The 16074-nt window shown below is 46.1% G+C and carries 13 protein-coding genes and 29 tRNA genes; 6 read left to right on the top strand and 36 right to left on the bottom strand.

Translation table 11 applies throughout. From position 1 onward, the window contains the following. Positions 1-8 precede the first annotated feature (8 nt). The 5 genes from QUA38_RS20090 to QUA38_RS20070 form a co-directional block, all read right to left on the bottom strand. A tRNA-Lys gene (locus tag QUA38_RS20090) sits at positions 9-82 on the bottom strand. Between the two features lie 333 nt (positions 83-415). After that, positions 416-1645 carry an elongation factor Tu gene (tuf, locus tag QUA38_RS20085; protein WP_333164814.1) on the bottom strand — a complete coding sequence of 410 codons (1230 nt, stop codon included), beginning with the start codon at positions 1643-1645 and terminating at the stop codon, positions 416-418. A 102-nt stretch (positions 1646-1747) separates the two neighbouring features. Continuing rightward, positions 1748-1832, bottom strand: a tRNA-Ser gene (locus QUA38_RS20080). A gap of 55 nt (positions 1833-1887) precedes the next feature. Then, positions 1888-1959, bottom strand: a tRNA-Lys gene (locus tag QUA38_RS20075). Between the two features lie 101 nt (positions 1960-2060). Further along, a complete protein-coding gene (locus QUA38_RS20070; RefSeq protein ID WP_333164812.1) occupies positions 2061-2633 on the bottom strand; it encodes a dihydrofolate reductase family protein in 573 nt (190 codons plus the stop codon). Between the two features lie 22 nt (positions 2634-2655). On the opposite strand from QUA38_RS20070, the gene QUA38_RS20065 reads away from it, so the two are divergent. Then, complete coding sequence (locus tag QUA38_RS20065; protein ID WP_333164809.1) at positions 2656-2955, top strand: hypothetical protein; 300 nt, start codon at positions 2656-2658, stop codon at positions 2953-2955. Positions 2956-3179: 224 nt separating this feature from the next. Here QUA38_RS20065 and QUA38_RS20060 read toward each other — a convergent pair. The 26 genes from QUA38_RS20060 to QUA38_RS19935 all read right to left on the bottom strand — a co-directional run bounded on the left by QUA38_RS20060 (position 3180) and on the right by QUA38_RS19935 (position 6133). After that, positions 3180-3254, bottom strand: a tRNA-His gene (locus QUA38_RS20060). A gap of 5 nt (positions 3255-3259) precedes the next feature. After that, a tRNA-Ala gene (locus QUA38_RS20055) sits at positions 3260-3332 on the bottom strand. A 47-nt stretch (positions 3333-3379) separates the two neighbouring features. Beyond that, positions 3380-3456 (bottom strand) — tRNA-Ala (locus tag QUA38_RS20050). Positions 3457-3463: 7 nt separating this feature from the next. Continuing rightward, a tRNA-Arg gene (locus QUA38_RS20045) sits at positions 3464-3537 on the bottom strand. A gap of 311 nt (positions 3538-3848) precedes the next feature. After that, positions 3849-3921: transfer RNA gene (locus QUA38_RS20040), tRNA-Arg, on the bottom strand. Between the two features lie 4 nt (positions 3922-3925). After that, positions 3926-4000 (bottom strand) — tRNA-Val (locus QUA38_RS20035). A gap of 136 nt (positions 4001-4136) precedes the next feature. Then, positions 4137-4207, bottom strand: a tRNA-Gly gene (locus QUA38_RS20030). A gap of 5 nt (positions 4208-4212) precedes the next feature. After that, positions 4213-4289 (bottom strand) — tRNA-Thr (locus QUA38_RS20025). A gap of 6 nt (positions 4290-4295) precedes the next feature. Then, a tRNA-Thr gene (locus QUA38_RS20020) sits at positions 4296-4367 on the bottom strand. Positions 4368-4461: 94 nt separating this feature from the next. Then, positions 4462-4535, bottom strand: a tRNA-Leu gene (locus QUA38_RS20015). A gap of 124 nt (positions 4536-4659) precedes the next feature. Next, positions 4660-4732, bottom strand: a tRNA-Pro gene (locus tag QUA38_RS20010). A gap of 4 nt (positions 4733-4736) precedes the next feature. Next, positions 4737-4817 (bottom strand) — tRNA-Leu (locus QUA38_RS20005). A gap of 23 nt (positions 4818-4840) precedes the next feature. After that, positions 4841-4917 (bottom strand) — tRNA-Leu (locus tag QUA38_RS20000). A 29-nt stretch (positions 4918-4946) separates the two neighbouring features. Next, positions 4947-5020: transfer RNA gene (locus QUA38_RS19995), tRNA-Gln, on the bottom strand. Positions 5021-5025: 5 nt separating this feature from the next. Further along, positions 5026-5104: transfer RNA gene (locus QUA38_RS19990), tRNA-Gln, on the bottom strand. 10 nt (positions 5105-5114) lie between these two features. After that, a tRNA-Asn gene (locus QUA38_RS19985) sits at positions 5115-5189 on the bottom strand. A gap of 6 nt (positions 5190-5195) precedes the next feature. Then, positions 5196-5268, bottom strand: a tRNA-Phe gene (locus QUA38_RS19980). A gap of 9 nt (positions 5269-5277) precedes the next feature. Further along, positions 5278-5362, bottom strand: a tRNA-Ser gene (locus QUA38_RS19975). An 8-nt stretch (positions 5363-5370) separates the two neighbouring features. Continuing rightward, positions 5371-5444 (bottom strand) — tRNA-Tyr (locus QUA38_RS19970). A gap of 34 nt (positions 5445-5478) precedes the next feature. Next, a tRNA-Tyr gene (locus QUA38_RS19965) sits at positions 5479-5560 on the bottom strand. Between the two features lie 8 nt (positions 5561-5568). Then, positions 5569-5645, bottom strand: a tRNA-Glu gene (locus QUA38_RS19960). A gap of 6 nt (positions 5646-5651) precedes the next feature. Continuing rightward, positions 5652-5726, bottom strand: a tRNA-Trp gene (locus QUA38_RS19955). A 3-nt stretch (positions 5727-5729) separates the two neighbouring features. Next, positions 5730-5804 (bottom strand) — tRNA-Met (locus QUA38_RS19950). Between the two features lie 102 nt (positions 5805-5906). Further along, positions 5907-5980: transfer RNA gene (locus QUA38_RS19945), tRNA-Cys, on the bottom strand. Then, a tRNA-Glu gene (locus QUA38_RS19940) sits at positions 5981-6055 on the bottom strand. 4 nt (positions 6056-6059) lie between these two features. Continuing rightward, positions 6060-6133, bottom strand: a tRNA-Asp gene (locus QUA38_RS19935). 423 nt (positions 6134-6556) lie between these two features. On the opposite strand from QUA38_RS19935, the gene QUA38_RS19930 reads away from it, so the two are divergent. Beyond that, on the top strand, positions 6557-6775 hold the full coding sequence (locus QUA38_RS19930; protein ID WP_333164806.1) for a glutathione S-transferase N-terminal domain-containing protein: 219 nt from the start codon (positions 6557-6559) through the stop codon (positions 6773-6775). A gap of 143 nt (positions 6776-6918) precedes the next feature. Continuing rightward, positions 6919-7743, top strand: a complete 825-nt coding sequence (locus QUA38_RS19925; RefSeq protein WP_333164805.1) for a biotin--[acetyl-CoA-carboxylase] ligase — start codon at positions 6919-6921, stop codon at positions 7741-7743. 211 nt (positions 7744-7954) lie between these two features. Here QUA38_RS19925 and QUA38_RS19920 read toward each other — a convergent pair whose 3' ends face one another. After that, on the bottom strand, positions 7955-11566 hold the full coding sequence (locus QUA38_RS19920; RefSeq protein ID WP_333164803.1) for an OmpA family protein: 3612 nt from the start codon (positions 11564-11566) through the stop codon (positions 7955-7957). Between the two features lie 120 nt (positions 11567-11686). Next, positions 11687-12751 carry a 4-hydroxythreonine-4-phosphate dehydrogenase PdxA gene (pdxA, locus tag QUA38_RS19915; RefSeq protein ID WP_333164799.1) on the bottom strand — a complete coding sequence of 355 codons (1065 nt, stop codon included), beginning with the start codon at positions 12749-12751 and terminating at the stop codon, positions 11687-11689. Positions 12752-12825: 74 nt separating this feature from the next. Between pdxA and petM the strand changes: the two genes are divergently transcribed. The 3 genes from petM (at position 12826) to QUA38_RS19900 (ending at position 15053) form a co-directional block, all read left to right on the top strand. Continuing rightward, entirely contained in the window at positions 12826-12960 is a 135-nt protein-coding gene (gene petM, locus QUA38_RS19910; protein ID WP_445299354.1) for a cytochrome b6-f complex subunit PetM, read from the top strand. A gap of 196 nt (positions 12961-13156) precedes the next feature. Then, positions 13157-14134, top strand: a complete 978-nt coding sequence (locus QUA38_RS19905) for an NmrA family NAD(P)-binding protein (RefSeq protein WP_333101618.1) — start codon at positions 13157-13159, stop codon at positions 14132-14134. Between the two features lies 1 nt (position 14135). Next, positions 14136-15053: an NAD(+) kinase gene (locus QUA38_RS19900; RefSeq protein WP_333164797.1), complete on the top strand. Its 918-nt coding sequence runs from the start codon at positions 14136-14138 to the stop codon at positions 15051-15053. Positions 15054-15132: 79 nt separating this feature from the next. On the opposite strand, the gene QUA38_RS19895 is transcribed toward QUA38_RS19900, so the two are convergent. The 3 genes from QUA38_RS19895 to QUA38_RS19885 form a co-directional block, all read right to left on the bottom strand. Continuing rightward, a complete protein-coding gene (locus QUA38_RS19895) occupies positions 15133-15369 on the bottom strand; it encodes a hypothetical protein (RefSeq protein WP_333164795.1) in 237 nt (78 codons plus the stop codon). Next, entirely contained in the window at positions 15362-15784 is a 423-nt protein-coding gene (locus QUA38_RS19890) for a retroviral-like aspartic protease family protein (protein WP_265238040.1), read from the bottom strand. Before QUA38_RS19890 ends, QUA38_RS19895 begins: the two co-directional genes overlap by 8 nt. Further along, positions 15777-16074 (bottom strand): hypothetical protein (locus QUA38_RS19885; RefSeq protein WP_333164793.1); only part of this gene is annotated, 298 nt, incomplete at its 5' end. The genes QUA38_RS19885 and QUA38_RS19890, both read right to left, overlap by 8 nt.

Here is a 16074-nt window from a genome sequence, read left to right as displayed (position 1 = left end):
ATTTGGGATGGGAGTAGAAGGACTTGAACCTTCGACCTTGAGATTAAGAGTCACCTGCTCTAACCAACTGAGCTATACTCCCGCATCTAAGCTAGTATAACACAACCGTTCTGAAAAATCAACTATTTTTGTAAAAAATTGTGGCGATCGCCCTTACTCCAATATTTAATTTAAGTTTGAGCGCCCTGATTCCACATTTCATTTAAGGGCGATCAACCTCAAGAACCTCCCCAGATTTGTGCAAAACGTGCGGCAGACCATCGAACCAAATTTGATACTTGGCCATCTCCAATCTAGACAATTCGCTTGACTCCATCTTGGCGCCTATTGCATCCACACAGAAAAACTTGCTGTGAATTAATCAGTAAGGTGGACTTTGGCACACCCTACTGATTCTAATTGGTTCCGAAAGTGTCTACTTCAGAATTCGGGAGACGACACCGGCACCGACAGTACGATTGCCTTCGCGGATGGCAAAACGCATATTTTGTTCGATCGCGATCGGCTGCAACAACTTCACAGTCATATTAACCCGATCGCCCGGAACTACCATTTTGATCGCGCTGCCGTCATCAGCCGTAAAAGATGCGATCGTACCTGTAACATCCGTTGTCCGCACGAAGAATTGAGGGCGATATCCTGCAAAGAAAGGAGTCCGGCGGCCGCCTTCTTTTTCCGACAGCACGTAAACCTCAGAATCGAATTCAGTATGAGGTTGAATTGAACCGGGTTTCGCAAGCACCATCCCCCGTTCAATTTCGTCTTTTTGGATGCCGCGAAGCAACAAACCGACATTATCTCCAGCCATTCCTTCATCCAGAAGTTGCTGGAACATTTCAACGCCGATAACAGTTATCGTGCGAGTGTTTTGGATTCCCACCAATTCCACAGTATCGCCGACTTTGATTTTACCCCGCTCGATTTTGCCAGTTGCAACAGTTCCCCGACCTTTGATCGAGAACACATCTTCAACAGCCATCAGAAAAGGTTTGTCAATATCGCGATCGGGCGTAGAAATCCAGTCATCTACCGCATCCATCAAATTGTAAATGCCATCAACCCACTCATCCTCGCCGCGGTGTATTTTCGGATTAGCAGTCATCTTTTCCAGCGCTTTCAGTGCCGAACCTCCGACAATTGGAATATCATCGCCCGGGAAACCGTAAGAACTGAGAAGTTCGCGAATTTCTAACTCGACTAACTCCAAAATTTCCGCATCATCCACCATATCTTTTTTATTCAAAAAGACAACCAACTTCGGCACACCCACTTGCCGCGCTAACAAGATATGTTCGCGAGTTTGAGGCATCGAACCATCTGCCGCCGACACGACGAGGATTGCACCATCCATTTGAGCGGCACCCACGATCATGTTTTTCACGTAATCAGCGTGACCCGGACAATCAACGTGAGCATAATGGCGATCGCCAGTTTCATACTCAACGTGAGCCGTATTAATCGTGATTCCCCGTTGTTTTTCTTCCGGTGCAGCATCGATTTCATCGTACTTTTTAGCCTTGGCCCGACCCTGTGCAGCCAGCGTCATTGTAATTGCCGCTGTTAGGGTTGTTTTGCCGTGGTCAACGTGACCGATCGTACCGACATTTACGTGGGGTTTGTTCCGTTCAAATTTAGTGCGTGACATTACATTTGATTCTCCTTTTAGAATTGTTGTTTGTTTTCAATCATTAGTTTTTAGTCCTTAGCCTCTTCTTAATGAGTAAGGATCGCTCGCTAATGATTAAAACGAAAAGTGGAGGAGTCGAACCTCCACAGCTTTCGCTCCACCCTGATATTCCAAACCAGTTGCCATCCACACAGCCGCACTTTCCAAGTTTTTGATTTTTAACCGCAGATAAACACTGATTAACGCAGATATATTGAGAGTGGGTGGTATAGGAGTTGAACCTATCTGGTACCGGTTAAAAGCCGGGTGCATAACCGCTTTGCTAACCACCCATAAAGTCTCAGCTTTTGTGTAAGTGCTATAAAATCATTTTGTAGTAAGGACTTCACTCGTTTATTGCCCGCAGCAATTCCCACGAATAAAGTCCTGATTGCTAATGCTTCACTCGATAATGAAGCAACATGAAACCGTTGCTATAGATTTTGCGATCGGCAAGTTCCAAGTTTGTCGGAGCGACTGCACCGGAAAAAAGAGGAATTCCAGATCCGATAACTAGCGGATTCAACTTCACAATCATCTCGTCAATCTCAGAAAAAAGAGTTGCTGCTAAAGCGCCACCACCGCAGAGCCAGATGTCTTTACCCGTTTCTTTTTTCAATTGCTTAACCACTTCAACAGGATTGTGCGAAACAAGTTGAATATTCTCATCGGGACTGGCTTCCATAGTGCGCGAAAAAACATACTGCTTCAAGCTGGGATAAGGATTAGTTACACCAACATTTAGCCCTACCTCATAGGTTTTCCGTCCCATCAAAACCGCATCAAACTGCTTGTTCTCTGCACGAATGCCTCGTGCTTCCTGAAAGTGAGCCGGAAAAGTTTCAGGAAAGGAATCGAACAAATCAGCGAAATGCTCCCCTTCCATAGGAAAACAATCAAATGAGCCATCTTCGCGAGCAATAAAACCGTCAAGTGTGCAAGCAACGTAATATTTTACTTTTCTCATATTTAACCTTTCTTTTGTTAAAATGTTAAAGACAATAAATGGAGAGGACGGGACTCGAACCCGCATCGATCGACAGCAACTTTCAGGAAACGCGCTTCCTTACTGCCCGCAAGCAGATGAGAACGGCCCCCATCTCGGACTGTTAATTCCTTTCAGTGCCTCCGCAACCCGCTGCCAGTTTGCGTTTTCCGGGAACGTCGCGAAGCAACTTTTTACCCTACTCAACAAACCCGATCGTCCTTTTGGGAGCCGCTTTTCCAAAGTTTTTACGGTGCCATTCCACTTAGGCGACCTCCCCATAATTTTGCTCAGTCTAGGATAGCAAATCTCGTGAAAAAATTAACCATAATTCTCCCTTATTTATATATAAAATCATAATTAATCCACCGAGGAGGTACTGCCCCTCCTATCCCCGCGTTATCAGCACGGTGTCTCGCTTTTCGACTTCCGGTGGTTAAAAGGAAGATGAAGGAATCGAATCCTTACAGTTATCTGTACCCCAGTTTTCAAGACTGGTTGCCAGCCATTTAGCGGCATCTTCCAAGGGGTGTCTGACGGGGCTTGAACCCGCTAATAACTAGCTTCACGGGCTAGCGTCTCGACCGCTTCGACTTCAGACACCACAGTGGAATCAAGGAGAATCGAACTCCTAACCTCTTGCGTGCAAAGCAAGCGCTCTACCAATTGAGCTATGACCCCGGGTAAAAGATTCACCTGTCGAGTAAATCTAAAATCTAAAATTGGTGTGGTGGATTGCGATCGGATTTGAACCGATATCTTTCTAACAGCCAGTTAGATGCTTTACCAATTAAGCTACGAACCCCAGGGAGCAGGAGCGGTAGGACTTGAACCTACAACATTCGAGGTAGAAGCTCGACACTCTATCCAGTTGAGTTACACTCCCGTATTTTTTGTTGATTTGTGCGATCGCACTTTGACGTGCAAGTTATCAGAGCATTGCGTTTTCTCAGTTACTAGAGGGACTCCGCCGATGAGTTATTACACACTCTTTAAAGGATGGCTACCTTTAAGCCAACCTGCCGGGTTCATGGCACTCCTCGTTCTCAAACGCCCGCTGACTTTGACAGCGTTACCTTTCCTCTCGTACTAAAGTATGTAGGCTCCAAAGATTGGGACACGCAAAGGGCGATCGCTCTTCATATAAAAAATTATCCATTCAATGGAATCAACCTCCTTAAATTAAAGCAAAAACAACGAGAGTGGCAGGACTTGAACCCACAACATCCGCGTCCGAAGCGCGGCGCTCTATCCATTGAGCTACACTCCCATATTGGTAGTCCTGACAGGATTTGAACCTGCAACATCTTGCTTGTAAGGCAAACGCTCTACCGTTGAGCTACAGGACTACAAAAGCGGATGATGGGACTCGAACCCATGCGCTGAGAATGGCATACTCAGATGCTAGCCTTTACATCACACCCGCAAACCGATTTGTGATTTGAAATTTGAGATTTTCGATTGAAAAAACCTCTCGTTTAACCAAGCGGATAACGAGGCTCGAACTCGTGCCTAGAGTTTGGAAGACTCGAATGCTACCGTTACACCATATCCGCAATTGTGGGGCTGGTGATAGGAATTGAACCTACAACCGACTGATTACAAATCAGTTGCTCTGCCTAATTGAGCTACACCAGCGCGCCAAGCAGATGGCGAGATTTGAACTGGCAAGAAAGCTTTACAAAAGCCTCATGTTGCCAATTACATCACACCTGCATTTTGGTGGCGGGGGCAGGAGTTGAACCTGCTATTAAGAGGCTTATGAGACCTCCAAGCCTACCCAGGCTACTTCACCCGCGATGTCACCAAATACCCCTGACTGGCATCGAACCAGCACTAACTAGATCCTAAATCTAGCGCCTCTACCGATTGGGCTACAGGGGTAAAACCGATTTGAGATTTGAGATTTGAGATTGAATAAAACCTCATACCCCTGACAGGCCTCGAACCTGCAAAAAACACTCGTTCTGAGCGAGTGATGTTTTCCAATTACATCACAGGGGTAAAGTCGGGATGGTTGGATTTGAACCAACGACTCCATGCTCCCAAAGCATGGCTTCTGGCAGCTGAATTACATCCCGTTCATGCTCCTAGTGAGACTCGAACTCACACTCAAAATAAAACAGATTTTAAGTCTGCCGCGTCTGCCAATTCCGCCACAGGAGCAAGTAAAAACTTAGTTGAAAATTTGGTACTCCTGGCGAGATTTGAACTCACACAACACAATTTTTGAAACTGCGGCCTCTGCCAATTGGGCTACAGGAGTGTAATTTATCTGCTTTGGTAATAGCAGAACTGGGAAGGCAGGGATCGAACCTGCATTTTGCCGCTTTCAAAGAGCGGTGCCATACCGATTAGGCGACTTCCCAATAATTGGGTGCCGGGGTAGGCTTTGAACCTACAGAAACTCCTATTTCAGAGATAGGCGACTTTACCAATTTGTCTACCCGGCAATTTAAAAAATGGCTGCCCCAGTAGGACTCGAACCTACAACCTAGCGGTTAACAACCGCTTGCTCTACCATTGAGCTATAAGGCAACGCAATCCCCCAAGTCAGTATCGAACTGACGACCTCTTGTTCTTCAGACAAGCGCTCTACCAACTGAGCTATGGGGGGAAATTTCAACGGAGAGGACAGGATTTGAACCTGCGTCGGTTTTACCCGATTCTGTTTAGCAAACAGGTGCCTTAAGCCTCTCGGCCACCTCTCCTCAGCGAGCGAGAACGGAGGGATTTGAACCCTCAGTCTTCAGTTTTATTAACTGAGATGTTATCCAGTTACACCACGTTCTCAAGATTGCAAATGCATATTAAATGCAGTTACAAATGGGTCGGGCTGGAATTGAACCAGCAACGCTTTAAGCTACTGTTTTACAGACAGCTACCCACGCCAATAGGAGGGCCGACCCAGAACTTTTGGAAGTGCTGACGGGAGTTGAACCCGCAATCACTTGGGTGAAAACCAAGCGGCTTAAACCATTTGCCTACAGCACTATAAATTGGCACAGGAACTGAGATTTGAACTCAGAATGCTGGTTTTGGAGACCAGAGTGTTGCCAGTTACACCATCCCTGCTTGTGGTCGCAGCGGCGGGATTTGAACCTGCATTGACCAAGGTATGAACTTGGCGCTTTACCATTAAGCTACGCTGCAATGTCACTTTCGCTTCGTTCCTTTTCACAGTTAAAAAAATTAATTAAAAGACTGTTAGTTTAATCTTTTAATTTCTAATTTTTAATTTCTGATTGGGAACAGAGGTTAGGGCGGGATTTGAACCCGCGCAATTCGGTTTTGCAGACCGACGCCTTCAACCACTCGGCCACCTAACCTGGGAGTCCCGACGAGGTTTGCACTCGCAATCTTCTCCTTGAGGGGGAGACGGCTTGACTTTTGCCTACGGGACTTTGACGGGAGTAACGAGACTTGAACTCGCAACCTTTCGCTCGACAGGCGACTGCTCTGACCGGTTGAGCTATACCCCCGCGAAAATGAACAATATTCTGTCCTTGAATTACTCAAGTTGGGACGGGGTGGCGGTTGATTCCGCGTACTACAACCCGATCGGGCTTTTGTTGCCGGAGTCTACACCGCCAATGTCCACAATTATGTGACAAGATTAACTTCCTATTCAGTTGTCAAGGTTCATATTGCTTGTGGGGTAAGGCTTTGAATCTCTTTCCCCTTCGCCATACATTTATACTACATTGCATAATACAAGACTGTCAAGGGGGTAATACAACTTTTTTTTAAAGTTGCTGCGAAGCGGGAAAAATGAGACGCTGCTTTTTGCTAAACCCCTTATAAATCAAACATTTGGCTGCTGAACAGGTAGTGTGGCGTTAGTTGAATCCGATGCTGAAGTTGTACTACACTAGAATTTCTCTAAATTCTCGCCGTCGCGCGAGGTGGCACTTCTGGAAAGGCAGATTGCGTTTGAGCCGATCGCACTTAACCTCGACGGCGACCAATTTTGGCCGGATTTTCTGGCAATTAACCTGTTCCACCGCATACCGGTTTTAGTGGATGAAGACTTGACTGTGGTGGAGTCGCTGGCAATTCTCGATGATCGGGAGGCGGAATACCCCACGCCTGCACAGTCAATCGCCGCTGAGACATATTTATAGAAAACTTCGATCGCAACCGCAAGAATTAACACTGACGAAAATGTCGTAGCTTGCGGGGCAGGACGCCATCGCCCAAACTCGCACAAAAGATTAATCGCCCTGCGATAATCAGCTTTTAGATATCAAATACTACAAATAAAACCTTGTCTGAATTGCCGTTAACTCCCGTGCCCGCATTGCCAGAAGCCGATAGCCCAAACCTCCATCACTGGCTACACTCGTTAGATACCTGTCCGAGTACCAACAGTTGGGCGATCGCCCGCGCGGCCCAACTCCACCACGGAGATGCAGTATTTACTAGGCGACAGACCAGCGGGCGCGGCCAACACGGGCGCACCTGGCACGCCCCAACCGGTGTCTTGACTGTTAGTTTTGTACTCGAAAACCTCAATCCCACTCTGTTGCCGGGGCTCAGTTTAGCAGCAGGTTTAGCCGTGATTTACGCGATCGAAGATTTGGTTCCCGACTGTCGCGATATGCTGCGCCTGAAATGGCCAAACGATGTCTGGATCGATCGCCACAAATTAGCGGGAATTCTCTGCGAAGCTACTTCCGGCAATGTTTTTGGTAAAACTCGCGCGGTTGTGGGAATTGGACTCAACCGCTGCGTAGATTTCGCGGCTGCGGGATTGGATGAAAGGGATCTCGGCAATGCGGTAAGCTTGCATTCTATTGCTAGTACAGTACCAGATGAACTGTGTTTGGTCGATCGACTGCGGCACTATTTACTCGAACTAGCCGATATGTTTTCCACCACAGACAAGCCAGCCTCCAAGTCCGGTTTAGCGCTACTTTTACCGGAATTGCGCCGCCGCGATGCGTTGATTGGCTGCCCGGTGGCGATCGAACTTGCGTCGGAAACCATCTGCGGAGAAGCTGCCGGCATTGATGGATGCGGCCGCTTGTTAGTATGCTTGGCGGGCGATCGAATACAAGCCTTTACCTCCGGGCGAGTTCAATTAATTTAAAAGGAAGAAGGAAGAAGGAAGAAGGAAGAAGGAAGAAGGGAAATGGAGTCACAGCAATATTGTCAGCCCTAAAAAATGTCCTAACCTTCTTGCCAGTTACTATAAATTAAGAGAAAGAAGTCATTAGTCATAGTCATTAGGGAAAATTCCCAATTAACAATGCCCGATGCCCGATGCCCGATGCCCAATTCCCAATTACCAATTCCCTATTTTAATTTATCACCTCAAATACTACCAATCTGCTCAGCCACAGCGGCTGATTGGCCTCCACACCTTCGGGACGACCCTTAGTAGAAGCAACTTGTATTCTGTTGCCATTTATCCCTTGTCTAACCAAAATACCTTTCACATTTGTCGCCCTTTCCAGTGCCAAGTTTTGATTTTCTACCGGAGTGCTTTTAAAATCGCTGTAGCCAACTATCCTTAAATTCTTCGTGCGATTTTTCTCCATATATTCCTTGACTTTGCTAAGCTTTTGTGCTACATCTTTCGCCTGCAAACTTGCCGAACCCGCACCGAAATACACGCGAACTGGCATTATTATCTTTGGTCGCGGTGGAGTTCCTATTATCACTGTATTTGTTACAGACTTCACCCCCGGAATTTTCTCAAAAGCTTGAGTTATTTTCTGAGCATCTGGCACTTTGCTTACGCTGCCTGCAACAGCGACTTTTCCCTCTGCATAGCGAGCTGAGATATCAATGCTTTCTACTTTATTCAAAAGAGCTGCCGTCCGCTTGACATCGGCTTCTACTAAAACCGGATCGGGAGGTACTTCAACAGCTATAATTTTATTTTCAATTCTTAATTTTGGAGCTGCTTGCTGAGCTATTTTTTCCGCTTTCGAGCGCAGCTTTTGATTCGGCACTCGTCCCGAAATCTCCAATAATTTATCTTTAACATCTGCCACGAGGCGATAAACCGATAACTCTGGAGCAGATTGTAAAGCTAAATTCGTATCTGCTTCTAAGCTCGCTTCAACTCCGCTGCGGTATTGATGAATTCCCCAAGGTACGCCAATTAAACCTAACGCTGCCAAACCGATAATTGGTAAAATGGGAAGTTTAGAAGATTTAACTTTTACCTCTGTATCGATTAATTTTTGCAATTTCGAGTTTACTTCTGGTGGTACAGTTGCTGGATCGCCGTTGAAGGACTGGATTTGATCCCCGTATTCTTGAACAATATTGTTGAATATCGCTCGCATTTTGTACTTAAACCATTGGCGGGTTTCTCCTTGTATAACTACTGCCAGATAACACGAACCCGCTACTTCCAATACTATCTTAGATGTGCCGTATTCTATAGCATCAATCTCTGCAATATTTCCCGACTGAGATATGCAATCGTTGACAAAAGCCCGAATAGCAGTCAGCATCCCTGCTACCATGTCTGATTCTAGCTGTTCGCGTTCAGACTTCTGCACTGCTGAAATTACTAAGCCCGATTGTGTTTGAATTAAAAAAACAGCTTTAACACTCAGTGGTGTTGTTTCTTTCATCAGCAATTCTGCTTCAGAAATGCCCTGTAATTTGGCTTTAATTTTGCGACTAATTCTCTCGGGACTTAAAGATGCTTCGAGTTTTTCATTAATCTCCCGCATCATCTCGGCGATGTATTTTAAAATCGTGCTGCCGATGATCGGATAAAGTGCATCCGACATTGCTTCTCGCTTGAGATGAATTTGCTGTTTGATAGCGGCGGCCATTTCCGGCGCGATCGCCATTGCAATTTCATCTGGCGATTCACTCATTCTGTGGCTAATTCCCACAGGAAGAGCCGGCGATATGGCTACTCCCATCGATTGTCTATTTTCTCGGCTTTTGGTATTAATTATTTCATCAATTATGGGAGCTATGGTTTCGACAAATGATTTTCTCGACTCATTAATTGTTTGGATCATCATTTCGGGAAAAATGATTTTAATTCTGGCGAGCAATTCTTCCCTATCGCCTCCCCATTCCGCATCAGTAATTTTGCGATCTAGTTCCCCTACTTTATCGTTGAGTCTGTAATTATAACCTACAACTTCATCTAACAATGGTAAAATAGATTCGATGACCGACTTTTGTAGTTGAGCGTGATGGCTAACCATCAGCTCGTCAATCAAAGGTTTCAGTAAATCTGTAAACAAGTCTGTGGATTCATAAATCCGGTGTTCGATCGCCACAATTTTTTGTTCGAGCTTCCCGAGTCTTTGATCGATCCTTTTATTCTGAATGATGGCATCGACAGCGGGGGCGATCGCAGATTCTATGTCTAGCTTTGCTTCCCCGATGTTTCGAGACAGCATTTCTACAATCACTGGCATTATTCTTGCCATTAACCCTTCTATCTCGGCTAAAACTTGCTGCTGAACTTCTACAATCTTACTTTCATTATTTAATATTTGTGCTGCAATACCGCTGTTTTGAATAGCCGTGTTGACACCGGGCGCGATCGCCTCTTTCACCTCTAACTTTGTCTCCTCGATTTTCCGGTTCAGCGACTCAATCATTAACGGCATTAACCTTGCCATTATATCTTCCGGCTGAGTTTTTTGCTGTCGCTGAAGATTATTTAGTCTACTTTCTACGTCGCTCAATTTTCCTTGAACTTCCCTTTGAAGAATTGCTGATTCTATCAAAGGTTGGATCGTCGCTGCTACTTGTAATTTTGATTCATCGATTTTCTGATTCAGCAAATCAGTTATTGCCGGCATTAGCATCGCCATTATCTCTTCAGGCTTCTGAGTTGGCGACTGTTGCGTAGCCAGTCGGCGCTCGATGATGCTCAATACTTTTTCTTCTATTTCTACCCAAGCTATTCTTACCTGTACTGAGGGGGCAACAGCTTCTACAACCTCTAATTTTAATTCACTAATTTTACGGTTCAGCAAATCGCTAACTACTGGTACTAGCTGCTTGATTAAATCTTCCGGTTGCTGCTGGTAACGCTGCTGAATATTTGCAACTCTATCTTCAATTCTTACTACGTGTTCTTCCAGTCCGTTTTGATTGTGAATTACTTGATTGACTGTCGGTGCGATCGCCGAAGCTACCTCTAACTTAGACTCCTCTACCTTACGGTTGAGCAGATCGCCCACCACTGGCATCAGCCGTTTGATTAAGTGTTCTGTATTCGGCAGTGGCTGCTGGTTCAAGTTAGCAATTTGATTTTCCCAATCTGCTAATTTTGCCTCCAACTCGATCCGATTAATTTTATTATTGCTCGCGAGTTCGCTCGCCTTTTTTACTTCCGACTTCAACTCCTCTAATTCTTCTCTCACTAACTCAGGAATTAACGGCCTCAGCAAAATCATCAACTCTTCGGGCTCAGACATCAGCTTCTCAAAATGTTCTAATCTTTGTTCCACGCTCAAAACATTACTGTAAAATTCCGGTAAATCCCTTTCAAACAGTAGTTGTTGCAATCGCTTAAACTCCTCTACGGCTTGTTCTAATTCTTCCTCCGACGGCCGAGTTTTTTTAGCTACTTTCCCGGCTGTAGATAAATCGGCTTCCTCATTATTGTTTTCTCGTCTTTGAGATGGGATCTCTTCATCGTTACTTAATACTTCCGGTACAATACTCGGTGATTCGATCAGGAAAGACAATTGTTTGCGCCGATTTTCCTCATCCTCTAATCGCTGAACCGACTTTTCCGAAAGCGGTAATTTCAGCTCGCTTGGTTCTTTTTTGGATTTTTTCAATAAGTGAAATTCAGTCAGTATGGTTAGCAATTCCTGAAGTTGCTCTCCAGCTTTAGAACTTGCCATAGTTGCATCAGAAATATCTTTTTCTGACTGATATATTTTGTTTGAATTATCATTAGATTCTGCCATACTGCGCTACCCAAACGTGATTTTTATCGGTCGAAGAAAATTACCAGCTTGCTTGCCGCCTCACCCCAGCGACAATCAATAGGAATGACACAATTTTTCCCAGCGTCAGGCGTACTAAAGCTATCGCCCTATTTTAGCTGCTGTTCTGCGACTAGCCAACTGGCCTGCCAACTGCAATGCTGCTTTCATGCTGGAGGCATCTGCAATGCCTTGACCTACAATATCAAAAGCTGTGCCGTGATCCGGAGATGTGCGGACAAAAGGCAAGCCAATTGTAGTGTTGACTGCTTTATCGAAAGCCATCAATTTTACTGGAATCAACCCCTGGTCGTGGTACATTGCCAAGTAACCGTCGTGAGCTTCTGTGGCTAAACCGTACCAAACTTTAGCCGGTTTTACCCACAGGGTATCGGGGGGGACTGGCCCGTCTAACTGCACTTGAGGAAACCGATCGCGCTGCGTTTCCAACCAAGGTATCATCCAGTCTTGCTCTTCATTTCCTAGCTTGCCATTTTCGCCGCTGTGAGGATTTAAGCCAGAAATCGCAATTTTCGGTCTTTCTAGCCCAAAATCTTCCCGCAAACACTCTACCAGCAATTCTAGTTTTTCGCTCAATAATTCTGGACTCAACGCATCTGGGACTTGACGCAGGGAAATATGTGTAGTAGCCAGTAAAGTTACCAGCGTCCAGCCACTGTGTGGAGATGTGGCGGCAAACAGCATTCCGAACCGCTGCGATTTCGCTCTTTCTGCGAGGAGTTCTGTTTGTCCGGGATAATTGTAACCGGCCGCCTGCCAGCAAGTTTTGGAAATCGGGCCTGTCACGAGGGCGGAGAATTCGCCGGCGATGGTACGGGCGATCGCGCTTTCCATGTAAGCAAAGCTAGCCGCCCCGCTAGCTGCACTCCCGACACCGGGGACTATTTCGCCCCACTTGTTGTCTGGTTCAATATTAATAATATTTAATGTTTCGGGATTTGCCGCTTGTGCTGCGGGATTGCTCGATCGCAACTTATCGTAAGTTTGCTGCAAAACTCTCCTAGAGCCTATAACCGTTACCCTCCAAGCAGCAGCGGGATCTGCCAATGCCTTGAGAATAACTTCCGGGCCAATTCCCGCCGGATCTCCCAGAGTTACAGCTAGTTTTGATTCCCGATCGAGACTCAAGGCAGTTTTCTCCAACAAAATTACAGGAATTTCGGCACTGAAATTTTAGCATTCATGTACCTGCTTGCCCCAAATTATATTATCTTTATTTAATGCGATCGCCCAATTGGACAGATAAAACCATGAATCCTGAAATTTTCAATGCAGCCTTTTTGTCCTTTTCCCTAATTTTCGTGGGTATAGGTGGAGGCTTCCTCCTGCTCAAATTGCAAGGCGGCGAAGAATAAGTTTTTTCAACAAATCCTTCAGAAGCCTTATACCTTCTGCCTTCTAGAGTCTACTTGCTGCCGAAAGCAAGCCTTCTGGCGAATATCTCAAGCCTAAAATGAGAAAAATTCAGGTTTTTGTTAAGTTTTTATAAAAAACTTAACAAAAACCTGATACCATCTTATTGAAAGTTTAAGATTCATAATTAATCCCTAGATGACTTTATTGATTTTAGGTGCCACCGGCACTCTCGGCCGCCAAATAGCCCGCCGCGCCCTAGACGAGGGCTACCAGGTGCGCTGTTTAGTCAGAAGTTACAGAAAAGCTGCATTTTTGAAAGAATGGGGCGCTGAACTCGTACCGGGGAACCTTTGCCAGCCAGACAGTCTGCCTCCGGCCCTAGAAGGTGTCAGTGCTATTATCGATGCAGCAACAGCCAGTGCAGCCGATTCTGTCAGCATCAAAAGAGTAGACTGGGACGGAAAAGTATCGCTGATCCAAGCAGCAGCAGCAGCAGGCATCAAGCGTTACATATTCTTTTCCTTTCTCGACGCTGAGAAATATCCCCAAGTCCCCTTGTTGGAAATCAAGCGCTGTACCGAATTGTTCTTAGCAGAATCCGGTCTAGACTACACAATCTTGAGACCTTGCGGCTTTTTGCAAGGACTGCTGAGCCTGTATGCAATGCCGATTTTGGACAATCAGGCAGTCTGGCTGCCCAACAAGCCATCCGCCCTTGCCTACATGAACACTCAGGATGTTGCTAAATTTGCCGTCCGGGCCCTTTCCGTTCCTGAAACCGAGAAAAAGAGCTTTCCGGTGGTGGGAAATCGCGCTTGGGATGCTGACGAAATCGTGCGGTTGTGCGAACGGCTGTCAGGGAAAGAAGCCAAAATTACGCGCACCCCAGACGTCTTGTTGCAGGCTACTCGTAAATTAGCTACTTTCTTTCAGTGGAGTTGGAACGTAGCTGACAGATTGGCTTTTTCAGAAGTTTTGGCCGCCGGAAAACCCTTGAAAGCTCCGATGGATGATGTTTACAGTGTCTTCGGAATCGACCCCAAAGAAACTACTACTTTGGAGTCTTATCTGGAAGAATACTTTAATCTGATTATGAAGAAGCTCAAGGAAATAGAGTACGAGCAGCTTAAAACTAAAAAACGGAGTAAACAAAAAATGCCCTTTACATTTTAAAGTGCCGAAAGCTGGGATTATATACAACGACGTTAAACCTGTGGCTTGTCGCATCGCCGCAGAGTTGGAAGACAAGCTGACTGCCCGCGGCTGGGAGGTTTGCTCGGTTTCTGGTTCCGGAGGAATTCTGGGCTATTCTAGCCCCGATCGCCCCATGTGCCACAATCCGATCGAACAACTCGTCCCCCCCGGTTTTGACAGCGACATGGAGTTTGCAGTGGTTTTGGGCGGCGACGGTACGGTGCTGTCGGCATTTCGCCAAGTCGCTCCGATTGGAGTGCCGCTGTTGACTGTCAATACCGGTCACATGGGCTTTTTAACAGAAACTTACCTGAACTTGCTGCCGCAAGCTTTGGAAAAGGTAATCGCCGGAGAATACGAAATAGAAGAAAGATCGATGCTGGCGGTGCGGCTGTTTCGAGAAAACGACTGCCTCTGGGAAGCCCTTTGTCTCAATGAAATGGTGCTGCACCGGGAACCGCTGACTTGTATGTGTCATTTTGAAGTGGCGATCGGTCAGCACGCCTCTATTGACATTGCCGCAGATGGAGTCATCATCGCAACTCCGACAGGATCTACAGCTTACGCCCTTTCTGCAGGCGGCCCTGTGATCATTCCCGGAGTGCCGGTGTTGCAGTTGCTGCCTATTTGTCCGCATTCAATGGCTTCGCGGGCTTTGGTGTTTTCCAACACCGAGCCGGTCAAGATTTTGCCGGCGAGTCCGAACCGCCTGGTAATGGTGGTAGACGGCAATGGCGGATGTTATGTTCTGCCCGAAGATTGGGTGCAAGTCGAGCGAGCTCCGTACCAAGCCCGGTTTATTCGAGTGCAATCTTTTGAGTTTTTCCACATTTTGCGGGAAAAATTGGGCTGGGGCTTGCCTCACATTGCTAAACCGAGTTCGGTTGAGTTGCCTTGATAGTTGTTGTTGACACTCCCCGGCTATCAAGGTACGGGGATTGTTGGCTCAACCAGTTGGCTTGCGCGTAGATATCATATCAAGTCCTAGCTGTAGGAGATCGCAATTCCCGTTCCCGTTTTTCACCGATTGAAGGGATTTTGATTTCTTTATCTGTTGATAAATCGTAGAATAAAGCAGCAATTAGTGTTGGTAATGTAGGGCGACATTTATCCACCGGAATCCTTAATTCTCGATCGAGCTTCCGAACCATCTCCAAAGTCAGACAGCGTTTACGAGATAACGGTATAGTTAGAGTGTCTTCATTTCTATTCACTCTGCTTAGGACGGATTTCAAATTCTGAACGTGCCCGGAAGAAACAGACATCAAACTCGAAGAAGAAATTAGCTTGCCCCAAAATCAAAGGTACATTGGTTGCTTGTGTCCAGGCAAATGCCAGGTTAAGCGTTGGGAATGAACTAACTCGAGCATTAACAACGACTGCGCGGGCTTCAAATCGAGCCAAATTCCCAGCCAACACGATTGAGAGTGTCTCATTTTCCCAGACTAAGCCCAGTTGTAGCCCTAACTCGTAGGGCAAAACATTAACGCTTGCGCCTGTATCTAATAAGCCCTCAGCGTTCAAGGATTGACCGTTCAGGCTGAGTGTCAATGGTAGATACGGCATTCGATCGACCATGCCAAGACTGCTGTCAATGATTTTGTAGGGAAATCTCTGAGCGTCAATCATTCTGTTCTTGTTGTTTTGTCGTCAGAAGATTCATTAAAACATTGGCAGCCTCAGAGCAATTGTAAGGCGACCAGACCGGATACTCTCGATCGGCAACAAAAAAGTTTGTTGCATCTTCTTCTTTGACCAGTTCTGTTGCCAGAAACTGCATCAGCCGAAGCTTGTCAATTTTTGAAAGTTCCTGGATCTGTGACATTAGTTCAGCCAATGGCATTTGAGAATCTCCTCGTTTGAGGTTTGGCGAAAAGATTGGATCTACTAGCTTGTTGCATGGTGCGCGATCGAAGCGT

The organism is Microcoleus sp. Pol12B4, from assembly GCF_036701385.1.
Classification (GTDB): Bacteria; Cyanobacteriota; Cyanobacteriia; order Cyanobacteriales; family Microcoleaceae; genus Microcoleus.
Note: the sequence above shows the minus strand (reverse complement) of the source record. Positions and strands in the feature narration are given on the sequence as shown.

Coding starts and splice junctions, on each gene's coding strand:
- tuf (WP_333164814.1), bottom strand. CDS start 1,645: ATGTCACGCACTAAATTTGAACGGAACAAACCCCACGTAAATGTCGGT.
- QUA38_RS19890 (WP_265238040.1), bottom strand. CDS start 15,784: ATGATTGACGCTCAGAGATTTCCCTACAAAATCATTGACAGCAGTCTT.
- QUA38_RS20065 (WP_333164809.1), top strand. CDS start 2,656: ATGTTAAAGACAATAAATGGAGAGGACGGGACTCGAACCCGCATCGAT.
- petM (WP_445299354.1), top strand. CDS start 12,826: ATGCGATCGCCCAATTGGACAGATAAAACCATGAATCCTGAAATTTTC.
- QUA38_RS19920 (WP_333164803.1), bottom strand. CDS start 11,566: ATGGCAGAATCTAATGATAATTCAAACAAAATATATCAGTCAGAAAAA.
- QUA38_RS20070 (WP_333164812.1), bottom strand. CDS start 2,633: ATGAGAAAAGTAAAATATTACGTTGCTTGCACACTTGACGGTTTTATT.
- QUA38_RS19905 (WP_333101618.1), top strand. CDS start 13,157: ATGACTTTATTGATTTTAGGTGCCACCGGCACTCTCGGCCGCCAAATA.